This is a genomic window from Citreimonas salinaria (assembly GCF_900107235.1).
In the GTDB taxonomy this organism is placed as follows: Bacteria; Pseudomonadota; Alphaproteobacteria; order Rhodobacterales; family Rhodobacteraceae; genus Citreimonas; species Citreimonas salinaria.
On record NZ_FNPF01000006.1, the window covers coordinates 139,166 to 153,838 of the forward strand.

The window sequence follows — 14,673 nt, forward strand, 5'->3', positions numbered from 1 at the left end:
CTCGGGTGCGGCTGCGGTCGGCGCGAAGCATCGGCCAGCCGATCAGAACGGCACCCGCCATTTCGGCTTCGACATGCCTGCATCGACCTCGGCAAGGCCCGAGTCCTCCATCAGCCGCGTGACCCCCTCCTCGAGCAGCCGCTCATCGGCCGAGCCCCGCACCGGCACGCGGCCGGGTTCCAGGAACAGCGGCGCGGCCAGCGGCGTGACGCGGCTCAGCCGGACGTGGTCGATCCGGCCGCCGACGCGGGCCTTCATCTCGCGGATGCGGTCGAAATCCACCAGCCCGCGCATGGCCTCTTCGCGGGTGATGCGCAGCATCAGGTGGTCGGGGTCGTATTTCAGCAGCGTGTCGTAGAGGATGTCCGACGACATGGTCGCCTGCCGCCCTGTCTTGCGTTGCCCGCCGACCTGACGTTCGATCAGCCCAGCGATGGTGGCCGAGGCGCGAAACGTCCGCTTCATCACTGCGTTGCCAGCCAGCCACGTGTCCAGCCCGTCCTCGAGCGCGGCCAGGTCGAACAGCGGTGCCGGGTCGGTGACCGCGTCCAGCCCCCAGATCAGCGTCGCGTAGTCGGTGCTGACGAAGCCCATCGGTGCAAGACCCATCTCCTCCATCCGCTTGGTCAGCAGCAGGCCCAGCGTCTGCTGCGCGTTGCGCCCGGCAAACCCGTAGACGACCATCTGTTCGCGCCCGTCATGGGGGAAGCTTTCGACCAGCAGGCGGCCGGGGCTCGGCAGGCGCGATACCTCGCGCTGCAGGGCCAGCCATTGCGCGGTGTGGGCGGGCAGGTCGGGCCAGCTGTCCTGCCGGAACATCCGCAGGATGCGCTCCGACAGCTGCGTCGACGTGGCGAACTTGGTGCCCATGAAGGTGGCGATCTTCGGCTTGGCGCCGGGGCTGCGCGTGACCTCGACCACCAGCTCGCGCAAGCCTTCGTAGCGCACGATCTGCCCGCCGATCAGGAAGGTGTCGCCCTTGCTCAGGCTGGCGGCAAAGCCTTCCTCGACCTCGCCCAGCGGCGCGCCGCCGCGCCCGCGCCACTTGACCTTCAGCGTGTCGCTGTCCTGGATCGTGCCGATGTTCTGCCGGATCCGCACGGCCGAGCGCGGATCGCGCAGCTGCCAGCGCCCGTCGGCGCGCCGCTGCAGGCGCTGCCACTGGTCGTAGGCGCGCAGCGCGTAGCCGCCGGTGGCGCAGAAATCGAGGCAGGCGTCGAATTCCGCGCGCGTCAGCGCGGCATAGGGCCCGGCGCTGCGGAACTCCTCGAAAAGGTCGTCCGCGTCGAAGGGGCCGGAGCAGGCGGCGATCAGGATGTGCTGGCACAGCACGTCGCGCGGGCCCCGTCCGCGCGGCTCGCCGTCCAGTTCCCCTGCGCGCGCGGCTTCGAGCGCGGCGATGCATTCCACCACCTCGAACCGGTTGGCCGGCACCAGCAGCGCCTTGCTCGGCGCGTTGTAGCGGTGGTTCGCGCGGCCGATCCGCTGCACGAGCCGCTTGACGTTCTTCGGCGCGCCGACCTGGATCACCAGGTCCACGTCGCCCCAGTCTATCCCCAGGTCGAGGCTGCCGGTGCAGACGATCGCACGTAGGTCACCACGCACCATCGCCGCCTCGACCCGCTCGCGCTGACCACGATCGAGGCTGCCGTGGTGGATGCCGATGGGCAGCGCGTCCTCGTTCGCCAGCCACAGGTTGTGGAAGAACAGTTCGGCCTGCGCGCGGGTGTTGTGGAAGATCAGCGTGGTGCGGTGGCGCTTCACCTCTTCCAGCACTGCCGGAATGGCGTATTTCGCGCCGCCGCCGGACCAAGGCGGCGCCTCGTCGGTGACCAGCATGCGGATGTCCGGCTCGGGCCCCGGATCGGCCTGCAGGATGGCGCAGGGATCCGGGTGGCGCGCCAGAAGCGAGGCGATGGCGGCCGGGTCCTCGACCGTCGCGGACAGCCCCACGCGCCGCAGCCTCGGCGCCAGCTTCTGCAGCCGCGCCAGTGCCAGCATCAACTGGTCGCCCCGCTTGCTTTCCGCCAGCGCGTGGATCTCGTCGACCACCACCCGCTGCAGGCCTGCGAACGTTCGCGCGGCATCCTCGTAGCTGGTCAGCAGGGCCAGGCTTTCGGGCGTCGTCAGCAGGATATGCGGCGGGTCGGCGCGCTGGCGCCTCTTGCGGCTGGACGGCGTGTCGCCGGTGCGGTCCTCGACCCGTATGCCCAGCCCCGCGCCCTCGATCGGGTGGCCCAGGTTGCGCCGGATATCCGCCGCCAGCGCCTTGAGCGGCGACACATAGAGCGTGTGCAGCCCGGGCGGCGGCGCTTCGCCCAGCTCGGCCAGCGTCGGCAGGAAACCGGCCAGCGTTTTGCCGCCCCCGGTGGGCGCGATCAGCAGTGTCGCGGGTTCGTCCGCACGCGCCAGCATGGTGCGCTGGTGCGGGTGCAGCGCCCAGCCGCGCGCGTCGAACCAAGCCTGAAGGGAAGGGGGCAGATCGGTCATGGGATCGAGATAATCCGCCCCGCCGCGATTTCCCACCGCCGCCCGCATCCGCGGTCCGAAATATCACCGGGTGAACTGGCCCGCACTGGCCACGCGGGTCAGAGCCCGTGGCGACGCGCCACGCGCGGCGCAACCCGCGGGGACGATGCTCCCTCCAGTTCGCGGCCCTTTTCTTCCGGGCCTCGTTCCGCTCAACTGCCCGGGTCAGGAAGGATCACCATGCTGCATGGCATCCGCATCGTCGAATTCGAGGGCCTCGGCCCCGCACCCTTCGCCGGCATGCTGCTGGCCGACCTCGGTGCCGAGGTGACGGTGATCCACCGCCCCGGCGGCGGCGGCGTCAGCGCCTCGGGGCTGCTCGACCGCGGCAAGCGCTCAATCGCGCTCGACCTCAAGGACGAGACCGACCGCGTGATCGCCAGTGCCCTTATCGCCACCTCGCGCGGTTTGATCGAAGGCCTGCGCCCCGGCGTGATGGAGCGTCTCGGCCTAGGCCCTGACGTGGCGCATGCGCTCAACCCTGCGCTCGTCTACGGCCGCATGACGGGCTGGGGCCAGACCGGCCCGCGCGCGACGCAGGCCGGGCACGACCTCACGTATCTCGCGCTGTCGGGCGCGTTGTTCCACGCGGGCCTGCCCGGGCAGCCGCCAAGCCCCACGCCCACCCTTCAGGGCGACGTGGGCGGCGGTGCGCTCTACCTCGTGATCGGCATGCTGTCGGGGCTGATCCGCTCGCGGGAGACCGGGAAGGGCACCGTGGTCGACGCGGCGATCGTCGACGGCGCCGCGCACATGATGGCGCTGCTGGCCTCGATGGGCGACCGCTTCGATCGCGCCGCGCGCGGGCGGTCGCTGCTGGACGGGCCGCACTGGTCGCGCTGCTATGCCTGCGCCTGCGGTGGTCACGTGGCCGTCCAGGCGCTCGAGCCGCAATTCTACCGGCTTCTGCTGGACGCGCTCGGGCTGGCCGACGATCCCTTGATGCAGGCGCAGCACGCACCCCAGCAATGGCCGGACCAGACCGCACGGCTGGCCGGAATCTTCGCCGCGCATCCGCGCGACCACTGGGCGGACCTGTTCGAAGGTTCGGATGCCTGCGTCGCCCCCGTGCTCAGCCCGGTCGAGGCGGCCGCCGATCCGCACATGTCCGCGCGTGGAACATGGCACGCCGGCGGCGCGCCCGCCCCTGCGCCGCGCTTCGACGGGGCATGGGCGAGGCCCGGCGCGACACCGGCGCGCGACGGCGACCGCGACGCGATCCTGGCCCGGCTGCGGGACGAGGGCGCGCTGGGCGGCTAGCCTCACCGACCCGTGCTGGACGCACGCGGGATCAGCGTGACCGGCGTCCGCGTCTCGTCCGGCGGGCGCAGGCCGTCGCTCAGCCAGCGCAGCAGCGTCGCGGCCACGTCGCGGCCGAAGCCGCCGATGTCGCATCGCACCGAGCTGAGCCGCGGATGGCACAGCGACGCCTCTTCGATGTCGTCGAACCCCACGATGCGGATGTCCCGGCCGACTGTAATCCCGGCCTCGGCGAAGCCCGACAGCATCCCCAGCGCCACCAGGTCCGAGAAGCACAGCGCCGCATCCGCACGCGGCGTCTCGGCAGCGAGGCGCAGGGCGATCGCACGCCCCAGCGCGCGCGAGGGGCGCCCCGGGATCGAGCGCGTCCCCAGCCCGGCGCCGCGCATTGCGGCATCGTAGCCCCCCATGCGCTCGCGGGTGATCTGGCGCCCCTCCAGCCCGCCGGCAAACACGATGCGCCGCGCGCCGGTGCCGATCAGATGGCGCGTGGCCGCCTCGCCGCCGGCGCGGTAGTCGAACGAGGCGAAGGGCAGCGCCGCGCCGTCCCGGTCCATCCGCCGCAGTACCTGCATCGCCGGGATGCCCGCGCGGTCCAGCCGCGCCGCGGTCTCGGGGCGCGTGTCATGGGTCGGGCACAGCACCAGCGCGGCGACCCCGTGCTCCAGCATCGCGGCGGTCACGCGGTCCTGTTCGTCTGGGTCCTCGTCGGTGTTGGCGATCACCGCGGCATAGCCCGCGCCTGCCAGCGCGCCCTGCAGGCTGGCGGCGAACTCGGTGAAGAAGGGATTGCGCAGGTCGTTGATGACCAATCCGATCAGGCCTGTATCCGCGCCGCGCAGCTGCGCCGCCGCGCGGTTGCGCACGTAGCCGAGGCGCGCCATTGCCGCCTCGACCCGCGCGCGCGTCTCGGCCCGCGGCGCCGGCGATCCCTGCACCACCAGCGATACGGTCGACTTGGAAACGCCCGCCTCGCGCGCGACGTCGAGGATCGTCGGGCGGCGGTTCATGCCACCCCGTGCACGGCCAGAAGATGGCCCATCCGGCGCGTCGCAAGGTCCGGATCGGCCAGCAGGCGCGCAGCGTCCGCCAGGCGGAACAACTCGGCGTAATGGGTGATCGGCCGGGCCGATTGCAGCCCGGCGGGCATCACGAAGTGATCCTGCGCGCCGTTGAGCCACGCGAGGAACGCGATCCCCGCCTTGTAGTAGCGCGTGGGCGCACGGAACAGTTCGCGCGACAGCGGCACGGTCGGTCCCAGCAGCGCGTGGTATGTGTCGCGATCGTCCGCCGCCAGCGCCTCGAGCGCCTGCGCCGCCGCTGGCGCGATCGCCGCGAACGCGCCCAGCAGGGCGTGCGAATGATGCGTGCCGTCGCCCTCTATCAGCGGCGCATAGTTGAAATCGTCGCCGGTATAGACCCGCACGCCCTCGGGCAGGCGCGCGCGGAATGATTCCTCGTGCGACTGGTCGAGCAGCGAGATCTTGATGCCGTCGACCTTCGCCGCGTGCTCGCGGATCAGCCCCAGCACCAGGTCCGAGGCGGCGTCGACGTCGCGCGCGCCCCAGTAGCCGGCCAGTGCCGGGTCGAACATCTCGCCCAGCCAGTGCAGGATCACCGGGTCCTGGGCTTGCGCCAGCAGCCGGCCGTAGAGCCGGGCGTAATCGTCGGGTCCGGCGCCGATGGCGGGCAGGGCGCGCGTGGCCATCAGGATGATCTGCCCGCCGGCGGCCTCGACCGCCTCCATCTGGTGCGTGTAGGCAGCCGCGATCGCGTCGAGAGCGCGCAGGTCGTCCAGGCGCTTGTGGTCGGTGCCCGCGCCGCAGGCCACGCGGGGGCGCAGCGGGTGGGCCTTCGCCTCGGCCATCGTGCGCCGGATCAGCGTGTGCGCGGTGTCCCAGTCGACGCCCATGCCGCGCTGGGCGGTGTCCATCGCTTCGGCCAGTCCCAGCCCCTGGTCCCACAGCCCGACGCGGAAGCGCAGCGTGGCGTCCCAGTCGACCGCCGGAGGCCCGCCCCAGGGATCACGCTCGGCCAGCGGGTCCGAGACCACGTGCGCGGCGGCGAAGGCCGTGCGGGTGAAAGGGCGACCGGGTGCGCGCGGGACCAGCGGATCCCCCTGCGGAGCATAGCGCTCAAGTCGGCCGTCCAGGGTGGGGAGCGTCAGCATCACGGGGCCTCATCGCTAATCGGCAGGTCGAAGACCAGCAGGCCGTCGACACCGCCGTCGGTCGCCGCGACCAGCCGCGCACCGGCGCGGACGTGGTCGGGATGATCCAGATAGGCATCGCGCGCGGCGCCGTCGGGGAAATCCACGACGAAGCCGTGGTCGTAGCCGCGCGCCATCCCCTCGGGGCTGTCGTTGCGCCCGGCGGCGAAGGCGATGATGCCCGGCCCGCGGTCCTTCAGCGCGCGCAGGTCGCGCCAGATCGCCTCGATCTCGGTGGCTTCGATCTGCGGCGCGAAGCGGACCAGGACGATGTGGCGGATCATGACTGCGTTCCCGTATCGGCCTTGATCATGTCGGCGGCCTTCTCGCCGATCATGATCGCGGCGGCGTTGGTGTTCGAGGAAATGACGTTCGGCATGATCGAGTTGTCGACCACGCGCAGCCCATTGAGGCCGTTCAGCCGCAGGCGCGTGTCGACCACGGCGCCGTCGTCGATGCCCATCCGGCAGGTGCCGGCACAGTGGTGCGAGGTCTTGGAATGCTCGCAGATGTAGTCGAAATACTGCGCATCGGTGCGCACCTCGGGGCCCGGCAGACGCTCGGCGCGGATGTAGGGCTTCAGCGGTGCCTGGGCGAGGATCTCCTGCGTCAGCTTGAGCCCTCGGATCGACATCTCGCGGTCGCGCGGGTCCGACAGGTAGTTCGGGTCGATCAGCGGCGCCGCGTGCGGATCGTCTGATGCCAGCCGCACCGTCCCGCGCGAGCGTGGCCGCAGGTAACAGGAATTGAGCGTGATGCCCCCCTGCGGCATCGCCATGACGCCGCTTTCGATGCCGGTCCCAAGGCCAAGGTGCAGTTGCACGTCGGGGGTTTCGGCGTCCGGGTCCACGAACCAGAAGCCGCCGGTCTCGAACAGGCTGGACGCGACCGGCCCGCTGCGGTCCCACAGGTAGCGCAGCGCGGCCAGCGCCGACAGGTGCGGGCGCGCGAAGCGGTCGTAGCTGTGCGGGCCGGTCAGTTCGCAGATCGCATAAAGGTCCAGGTGATCCTGCAGGTTCGCGCCCACGCCGGCCGCGTCAAGGACCACCTCGATGCCGTGCTCGCGCAGATGGTCGGCCGGGCCGATGCCGGACAGCATCAGCAGTCGCGGAGAGCCGATGGCGCCCGAGGACAGGATGACCTCGGAGCCGGCGTGGAGGGTCGTGCCGTCCATCATCTCCACCCCGGTGGCGCGGCCGTCCGCTATTGCGATCCGCCGCACCTGCGCTCCGGTGCGCACGGTCAGGTTCGGGCGCCTGCGGTTCGGCGCAAGGTAGGCCATTGCCGCCGAGGAGCGCCGCGCGTCGCGCTGGGTCAGCTGGTAGAAGCAGGCGCCGGCCTGCTCCTTGCCGTTGATGTCGGGGTTGCGCGGGATCCCCAGCGCGGCGGCGGCCTCGAAGTATGCCTCGCAGATCGGCAGCGGTGCGCGCGGCTTCGATACCCCCAGCGGGCCGCCTTTGCCGTGGTATTCGTTCTCGAAAGTGTCGTTGTCCTCGGCCTTGCGGAACCAGGGCAGAACGTCGTCATAGCCCCAGCCCTCGCAGCCCTTCTGGCGCCAGGTGTCGTAGTCGCGCGGGTTGCCGCGGGTGTAGATCTGCGCGTTGATGGCGCTGCCGCCGCCGATGACCTTGGCCTGCGTATAGTTGAACACGCGGTCCTTCATGTGGCACTGCGGCACGGTCTTCCAGCCCCAGCTGCCCATGCCCTTGGTCATCTTCGCGAAGCCTGCAGGCACGTGGTAGAACGGGTTGCGGTCGCGGCCCCCGGCCTCGAGCAGCAGCACCTTGGTGTCCGGGTCCTCGGACAGACGCGCGGCCACGACGCAGCCTGCGCTGCCGCCGCCGATCACGATGAAGTCGTACGCGTCCGCCATGTGGCCCCCCTAGAGCCTGTGTATCGAAAGACCGCCATCGACGGGAATGATTGCCCCGTTGGCGAAACGCATCGCGCCGGCGGCCAGTGGTGCCACCACCGCGCCGATGTCGCCCGGCACGCCCCAGCGGCGGGCGGGCACCAGCCCGGCCTCGATCCGCGCGGTGTAGCTGTCGTGCACTGCCGCGGTCATGCCGGTCTCGATGATGCCCGGGCGCAGCTCGAAAACGCCGATGCCATCGCCGGCAAGACGCGCGGCAAAGAGCTGCGCCATCATCGACGCGCCGGCCTTCGATATGCAGTATTCCCCGCGCTCGACCGACACCATGCTGGCGCTGACCGAGGTCACGAACAGGATCGAGCGGTAGGGCGTATCGGGCAGGTCGATCATCCGTTTTGCCGCCTGTTGTGCCAGGAAGAACGCGCCGCGCAGGTTGACCTCGTGGCAGCGGTCGAAGCTGTCGGGCGTCATGTCGAGCAGGTCGCCGCGCGCCATCGCCGGCACGCCCGCGTTCGAGATCAGCGTGTTGACCGGGCCGAGCGACTCCGTCACGCGATCCATTAGCGCGGCCGGATCGTCGCGGCGCAGGTCGTGCCGGAAGTAGGTCGCGCCCAGTTCGACAGTGGCGGCCCGCACCTCGGGATCGTCTTCGGGCGCCTCGGACGCGAGCGCCAGTGCGAAGCCCTCGGCGTGCAACGCGCGCGCGATGCCCAGCCCGATGCCGCGATGCCCGCCGGTGATCAGCGCCGTGCCGGTCATGCGCCCAGCTCCCGCTTGATCGTGTCGGCGGCGCGCAGCGACAGCGCCGCGATCGTCAGCGCCGGGTTGACCGCGGCCGAGGTCGGCAGCGCCGCCGCGTCGGTGACGAACAGGTTGGGGTGGTCCCAAGTCCGCCCCTCGGGGTCCGTGACAGAGCGCGCCGGATCGTCGCCCATCCGCGCCGTACCGCATTGGTGCGACGGCACGCGTCCGTCGAACAGCCGCGACAGGACCAGCGGGAAGCCGGCCCGCCGCAGCGCCCGGCGCATCTGCGCGACCAGCCCGCGATGCGCGGCCATGTTGGACCGCCGCCAGTGCAGCTGCACCTGATCCCCCGACAGCGTCACGCGGCTTTCGGGGTCGGGCAGGTCCTCGGACATCAGGTAGAAATCCAGCGCGTGGCGCGACATCCAGCCCGCCGCCGCGCGCGGCAGAGAGGGCACCTGGATCTTCAGGATTTCGGGCGTCACGCGGCCCAGAAGCTGCACGTTTCCCAGCGGCATGTCCTGGGGTCCGCCCGACAGGTACCAGTCGTTCAGGCCGAACGTCTTCTGGTAGACCGCGTCGTTGCGGAACCGCGGGTCGATGGCGATCATCGCGCTGGCGTTGTGGTTCATGAAGCACCGCCCAACCTGGTCCGAGGCATTGGCCAGCCCGGACCGCAGCAGCAGCGCAGCGGTCTGCACGGCACCGCAGGCGATGGCGACGATGCGGGGCCGCAGCACGCGGGTCTCGCCGCCCTGTTCGTACTCGACCTGCGCGATCGTCCGGTTGTCGGTCCCCACGCGCAGCCCGGTGACACGCGCGCCGGTCTGAAGTGTCACGGTCGGGTGGCGCAGCGCCACAGCCAGGCCGCAGGTCTCGGCGTCCATCTTGCCGCAGCGGGTGTCGGGATAGCCGTCCCATCCGGTGGCGCCCGCCGCCAGCCACTGGTCCAGATCGACCCCCAGCGGCAGGCTGAACGGCCGCAGCCCGGCGCGTTCCAGCCGTGCACGGGCGCGCGCGATGGCGGGCTCGTCCGGGACGGGCGGATGCGGGTAGGGGCCGTGCGGCGGCTCGGTCGGATCGCCCGACGCATCTCCGCGCACTTGGTACAAAGCCTCGGCCCGGTCGTAATACGGCGCCAGCGTGCCGGGTCCGAAGGGCCAGGCGGGTGACACCCCTTCGAGATGAACCATCTCGGAGAAATCCTCGGCCCGGTAGCGCATCAGCACCGCGCCGTAGAGCTTCGAGTTGCCGCCGACGTTGTAGTAGTTGCCGGGGCTGAAGGCGTTCCCCTCACCGTCCAGCCAGGTCTCGGGCGACTTGAACGCGCTGTCGCCGTAGACCCGCCACGCGTCGCGCGCCGGCGCGTCGTCGGGGATCTGCTGCCCGCGTTCGAGGATCACGATCCGCGCGCCGGTGGGCGCAAGCCCCGCTCCCAGCGTGGCGCCGCCCATCCCGCTGCCGATGATGACGATGTCGGGAGTGTCCGCGGCGCTCATGGTGTCACGCGACGCGCGCCTCGGTCTCGGGGTCGAAGACCACGGCTTTTTCCATGTTGATCGCGAAGGGGAACCGGTCGCCCGCCTCGACCTGCACGTCTGCGCGGAAGCGGCCAGTGATGTCGCGGCCGCCCATATGCGTGACCACGAAGGTGTCGGACCCGGCGGGTTCGGTCAGCTCGACCGTCGCCTCGATCATGTGCACGGCGTTCGAGTTGCGGTCGGCCCCGTCGCGGTCGGTGATCGCCTCTGGGCGGATGCCGAGGATGATGTCGCGCCCATCGTGACCCGCCATCGACCCGCCGGCGAAGGGCAGCAGCGCGGTCTCGCCGTTGCGCAGCGTGACCTCGGCCGCGGGTGCGCCGTTGGCCTGCGCGACCTTCGCCGGGAACAGGTTCATCGACGGCGAGCCCATGAAGCCCGCGACGAACATGTTGGCCGGGTTGTCGTAGACCTCCTTCGGCGTGCCCAGCTGCTGGACGTGGCCGCCATACATGACCGCGATCCGCGTGCTCAGGGTCAGCGCCTCAATCTGGTCGTGGGTGACGTAGACGATGGTGGTGCCCAGCTTGTGGTGCAGCTTCTTGATCTCGGTGCGCATGTCGACGCGCAGCTTGGCGTCGAGGTTCGACAGCGGCTCGTCGAACAGGAACACGTCCGGGTCGCGGGTCAGCGCGCGGCCCATGGCGACGCGCTGGCGCTGGCCGCCCGACAGCTGGCCGGGCTTGCGGTCCAGCAGCTGGGTGATCTGCAGCAGCTCGGCCACCGCCTCGATCTTCTTCTCGCGCTCGGGCTTGGCGAGGCCGTGCATCTCCATCCCGAACGAGATGTTCCCGCGCACAGTCATGTTCGGGTAGAGCGCGTAGCTCTGGAACACCATGGCGATGTTGCGGTCGGCGGGCTTCACCCCCAGCATCGAGCGGCCCTTGATGGCGATGTCGCCCGAGGTCACGTCCTCGAGTCCCGCGATCATGTTGAGCAGTGTGGACTTGCCGCAGCCCGACGGGCCGACCAGCACCAGGAACTCGCCCTCTTCGACCGAGATGTCGGTCTCGTGCAGCACCTTGACCGCGCCGTAGGACTTGGTGGCCTGCTTGATGTCGAGAAAACCCATTGTCTTATCCTTTTACCGAGCCGGCCATCAGCCCGCGCACGAAGAAGCGCCCGGCGACTATGTAGACCAGCAGCGTCGGCGCCGCGGCCATCAGCGCACCGGCGAAGTGCACGTTGTATTCCTTCACGCCCGTGGACGAGTTCACCAGGTTGTTCAGCGCCACGGTCATCGGCTGGCTGTCGAAATCGGCGAAGGACGCGCCGAACAGGAAGTCGTTCCAGATGTTGGTGAACTGCCAGATGATGCAGACCACGGCGATCGGTCCCGAGGACGGCAGCAGGATGCGCCAGAAGATGCGGAAGAACCCCGCCCCGTCGATCTGCGCCGCGCGCACCAGCTCGGTCGGGAAGGCGGCGTAGTAGTTGCGGAAATACAGCGTCGAGAACCCGATGCCATAGACCAGGTGCACGAAGATCAGCCCCGGAACCGTTCCCGACAGGCCCATCAGCCCCAGCATCCGCGCCATCGGGATCAGCACCATCTGGAACGGGATGAAGCAGCCGAACAGCAGCAGCCCGAAGATCAGCGTCGCGCCGCGAAAGTGCCACTTCGTCAGCACGTAGCCGTTCAGCGCGCCCAGGATGGTCGAGATCGCGACCGCGGGGATCACCATCACCAGGCTGTTGATGAAGTAGGGCCGCAGGCCGGTGGCCTCGACACCGATCTGCGCGGTCGACCAGGCGGATTGCCACGGGGCGAGTGTCCAGGCGTCCGGCAGGGCCATCATTCCGCCCGCCGTGATCTCGGATAGCGGCTTGAGCGAGTTCGCCACCATCACGTAGAGCGGCAGCAGGTAGTAGATGCAGAACAACGTCAGCAGAGCGTACAGGATCACCCGCGGCAGATGCGCCGACAGGCGCGGCCCCTTTGCGCGCGGCTGGGTCGGATCGCCGGTCCCGGCGGTGATGAAACGAGAGGTGGGGGCGGTGGCCATCACTTCTTCTCCCTGAGTTCGGACCAGAGATAGGGCACGATGATCGCCGCGATCGTCATCAGCATGATCACGGCCGAGGCCGCGCCGATGCCCATCTGGTTGCGGGTGAAGGTGTAGGAATACATGAAGGTCGCGGGCACCTCGGTGGCGTTGCCGGGCCCGCCGCCGGTCAGCGCGACCACGAGGTCGTAGGACTTGATCGCCATGTGCGCCAGCACGACGAAGGCCGACATGAAGGCCGGGCGCAGCTGCGGGATGACGATCCGGCGGTACAGCGAGAAGGTCGAGGCGCCGTCGATCTGCGCCGCCTTCAGGATCTCTCCGTCGATGCCGCGCAGGCCCGCGAGGAACATCGCCATGACAAAGCCTGAGGTCTGCCAGACGGCGGCGATGACGATCGTGTAGATCGCCATGTCACTGTCCTTGATCCAGTCGAAGCGGAAGCTTTCCCAGCCCCAGCCGCGCATCACCGCCTCGAGCCCGATGCCGGGGTCCAGAAACCATTTCCACGCGACGCCGGTGACGATGAAGCTCAGCGCCATCGGGTACAGGTAGACGGTGCGGATGAATCCCTCGGCCCGGATCTTCTGGTCCAACAGGATCGCCAGCAGCAGCCCCAGCGCGCAGCAAATCGCGATGTAGAGCGTGCCGAAGATCACCAGGTTGGTGACGGCGGTGTCCCAGGCGCGGATGCGGAACAGGAATTCGTAGTTCTTCCAGCCCACGAGGTTGTAGCTGGGCAGGACGCGGCTGTCGCTGAACGACAGGTACAGCGTGAACGCGATGAAGCCGTAGACGAAGATCGCCACCATCGCGACCGACGGGCTGAGCACCAGCTTGGGCAGGGCGTCGCGGAAGCGGTCGCCGAAGGGGCGCGACGCGGGCTCGGTCCGGGAGATGTCTGTCATGCTCGTCCCCGCGTGCAGGAATGGAAAAGGCCCGGGCAGTCGGGCCGGCGGGTGCCGTAGAAACGAAGGCCGGCTGCGACATGCGCGGCCGGGGGAAGGGGCGGGACAGGCCCGCCCCGACGCGGCTTACATCGCGTTGATCTCGACCGCGGTCTGCAGTTCCTGCACGGCGGTCTCGGCGTCGTACTCACCGTTGAAATGCGCGGTGATCACGTCGTACATGGCGTTCTTCACGGCCGCCGGGTTGGCATGGCCATGCGCCATCGAGCCGAACAGGTTGCCGGATTCGGCAGCCGCCTTGTACTCCGCGTAGCCCTGCTGGCCGCAGGCATCCAGTTCCGACACGTCGAGGTCGGTGCGCGCGGGGACCGAGCCCTTGACCTTGTTGAAGGCGATTTGGAACTCGGGGCTCAGGATCGCCTCGGCCAGTGCGGCCTGCTCGTCGCTGACGCCTTCGCCCTGGCTGAACATGGCGAACTGGTCGCTGTTGAACAGCACCTGGTCCTGCGTGCCGGGGAAGCGGAAGCACAGGAAGTCCTCGCCCGGCGTCTGACCCGCGTTGAGGAATTCGCCCTTGGCCCAGTCGCCCATCATCTGGAACGCGGCCTCGTCGTTGATGACCATGGCGCTTGCGAGGTTCCAGTCGCGACCCGAGAAGTTGTCGTCTACGAAACCGCGCAGCGTGGCCATGCGGTCGAAGACCTGTTTCATCGTGTCTGAACCCAGCGCTTCCATGTCCAGGTCGATCATGGTCTTCTGGTAGAATTCAGGGCCGCCGGTGGCCATCAGCACCGCGTCGAACAGGGTGGCGTCCTGCCAGGCCTGGCCGCCATGCGCCAGCGCGACGTAGCCCGCCTCCTTCGCGGCCTCGAGGGCGGCGACGAACTCTTCCCAGCTCTGCGGCTGCTCGAGCCCCAGTTCTTCCATGATCGAGGCGTCGGCCCAGACCCAGTTGGTCGAGTGCACGTTCACCGGCGCCGCGACCCACTGGTCCTCGTAGGTGGCGAAGCGCTGCAGAGCGTCGGGGATCACCTCGCCCCAGTTGTTTTCCTCGGCCAGCGCGTTGAGGTTCGCCAGCGCGCCTTCCTGCGCCCAGTCCTGAATGTCGAAGCCCAGCATCTGGACGGCCGTGGGGGCGTTGCCGCTGGTGACGCGTGCGCGCAGCACGGTCATCGCCTGCGTGCCGCCGCCGCCCGCGACCGGCATGTCCTGCCAGCCGATGTCCTGGCCGGCCAGGTCTTCCTTCAGCACGTTGAGCGCCGCGGCCTCGCCGCCGGCGGTCCACCAGTGCAGGACCTCGACCTCTTGCGCCTGCGCGCCACCTGCGACCAGCGCGGCGGCCGCCACGGTGGCCTTGAAAGCGTTCGTCATCTTCATGGTATTCCTCCCGACCGTTGTGTCCATTATTCGGACTGCCGATATTGAAACGTTACAACCCGGGGTGCTGTCAACCGGAATCCATTGTCCCGGTGGCACGCCTTCTTTCACGAAAACGCTGGGAGCGAAAAGCGAGAATTCTGCACCGCAGCGAAAAGCGTCGGCGGAAGACGCCGAGTTGTAACGATACAAGAACGGTGTATGGTGTCGTGATCCGACCCACTGT

General features: G+C 69.5%; 12 protein-coding genes. 1 reads left to right on the forward strand and 11 read right to left on the reverse strand.

Translation table 11 applies throughout. The features are described from left to right. Positions 1–42 precede the first annotated feature (42 nt). Positions 43–2,490 (reverse strand): ligase-associated DNA damage response DEXH box helicase, encoded by a 2,448-nt coding sequence (locus tag BLW27_RS10050; RefSeq protein WP_089882796.1) that lies wholly within the window; start codon positions 2,488–2,490, stop codon positions 43–45. Positions 2,491–2,709: 219 nt separating this feature from the next. Here BLW27_RS10050 and BLW27_RS10055 point away from each other — a divergent pair, with 219 nt between their 5' ends. After that, positions 2,710–3,789 (forward strand): CaiB/BaiF CoA transferase family protein, encoded by a 1,080-nt coding sequence (locus BLW27_RS10055; RefSeq protein ID WP_089882798.1) that lies wholly within the window; start codon positions 2,710–2,712, stop codon positions 3,787–3,789. A 2-nt stretch (positions 3,790–3,791) separates the two neighbouring features. On the opposite strand, the gene BLW27_RS10060 is transcribed toward BLW27_RS10055, so the two are convergent. From BLW27_RS10060 to BLW27_RS10105, 10 genes are all read right to left on the reverse strand, one after another. Further along, positions 3,792–4,799, reverse strand: a complete 1,008-nt coding sequence (locus tag BLW27_RS10060; protein WP_089882799.1) for a LacI family DNA-binding transcriptional regulator — start codon at positions 4,797–4,799, stop codon at positions 3,792–3,794. Beyond that, positions 4,796–5,959 (reverse strand): dihydrodipicolinate synthase family protein, encoded by a 1,164-nt coding sequence (locus BLW27_RS10065; protein ID WP_089882802.1) that lies wholly within the window; start codon positions 5,957–5,959, stop codon positions 4,796–4,798. Before BLW27_RS10065 ends, BLW27_RS10060 begins: the two co-directional genes overlap by 4 nt. Next, entirely contained in the window at positions 5,959–6,282 is a 324-nt protein-coding gene (locus tag BLW27_RS10070; RefSeq protein ID WP_089882804.1) for a Dabb family protein, read from the reverse strand. The genes BLW27_RS10065 and BLW27_RS10070 overlap by 1 nt, the downstream gene beginning before the upstream one ends. Then, complete coding sequence (locus tag BLW27_RS10075) at positions 6,279–7,871, reverse strand: GMC family oxidoreductase (protein WP_089882806.1); 1,593 nt, start codon at positions 7,869–7,871, stop codon at positions 6,279–6,281. The genes BLW27_RS10070 and BLW27_RS10075 overlap by 4 nt, the downstream gene beginning before the upstream one ends. 9 nt (positions 7,872–7,880) lie before the next feature. After that, positions 7,881–8,630: a 3-ketoacyl-ACP reductase gene (locus BLW27_RS10080; RefSeq protein WP_089882809.1), complete on the reverse strand. Its 750-nt coding sequence runs from the start codon at positions 8,628–8,630 to the stop codon at positions 7,881–7,883. Beyond that, on the reverse strand, positions 8,627–10,114 hold the full coding sequence (locus tag BLW27_RS10085) for a GMC oxidoreductase (RefSeq protein ID WP_089882811.1): 1,488 nt from the start codon (positions 10,112–10,114) through the stop codon (positions 8,627–8,629). Before BLW27_RS10085 ends, BLW27_RS10080 begins: the two co-directional genes overlap by 4 nt. 4 nt (positions 10,115–10,118) lie before the next feature. Further along, the gene (locus BLW27_RS10090; RefSeq protein WP_089882814.1) at positions 10,119–11,228 is read right to left on the reverse strand and encodes an ABC transporter ATP-binding protein; all 1,110 of its coding nucleotides are present in this window, start codon (positions 11,226–11,228) and stop codon (positions 10,119–10,121) included. A gap of 4 nt (positions 11,229–11,232) precedes the next feature. After that, the gene (locus BLW27_RS10095; RefSeq protein WP_218141099.1) at positions 11,233–12,162 is read right to left on the reverse strand and encodes a carbohydrate ABC transporter permease; all 930 of its coding nucleotides are present in this window, start codon (positions 12,160–12,162) and stop codon (positions 11,233–11,235) included. Further along, on the reverse strand, positions 12,162–12,974 hold the full coding sequence (locus BLW27_RS10100; protein WP_425429290.1) for a carbohydrate ABC transporter permease: 813 nt from the start codon (positions 12,972–12,974) through the stop codon (positions 12,162–12,164). The genes BLW27_RS10095 and BLW27_RS10100 overlap by 1 nt, the downstream gene beginning before the upstream one ends. 222 nt (positions 12,975–13,196) lie before the next feature. Further along, complete coding sequence (locus tag BLW27_RS10105) at positions 13,197–14,441, reverse strand: ABC transporter substrate-binding protein (protein WP_245710840.1); 1,245 nt, start codon at positions 14,439–14,441, stop codon at positions 13,197–13,199. Positions 14,442–14,673 lie beyond the last annotated feature (232 nt).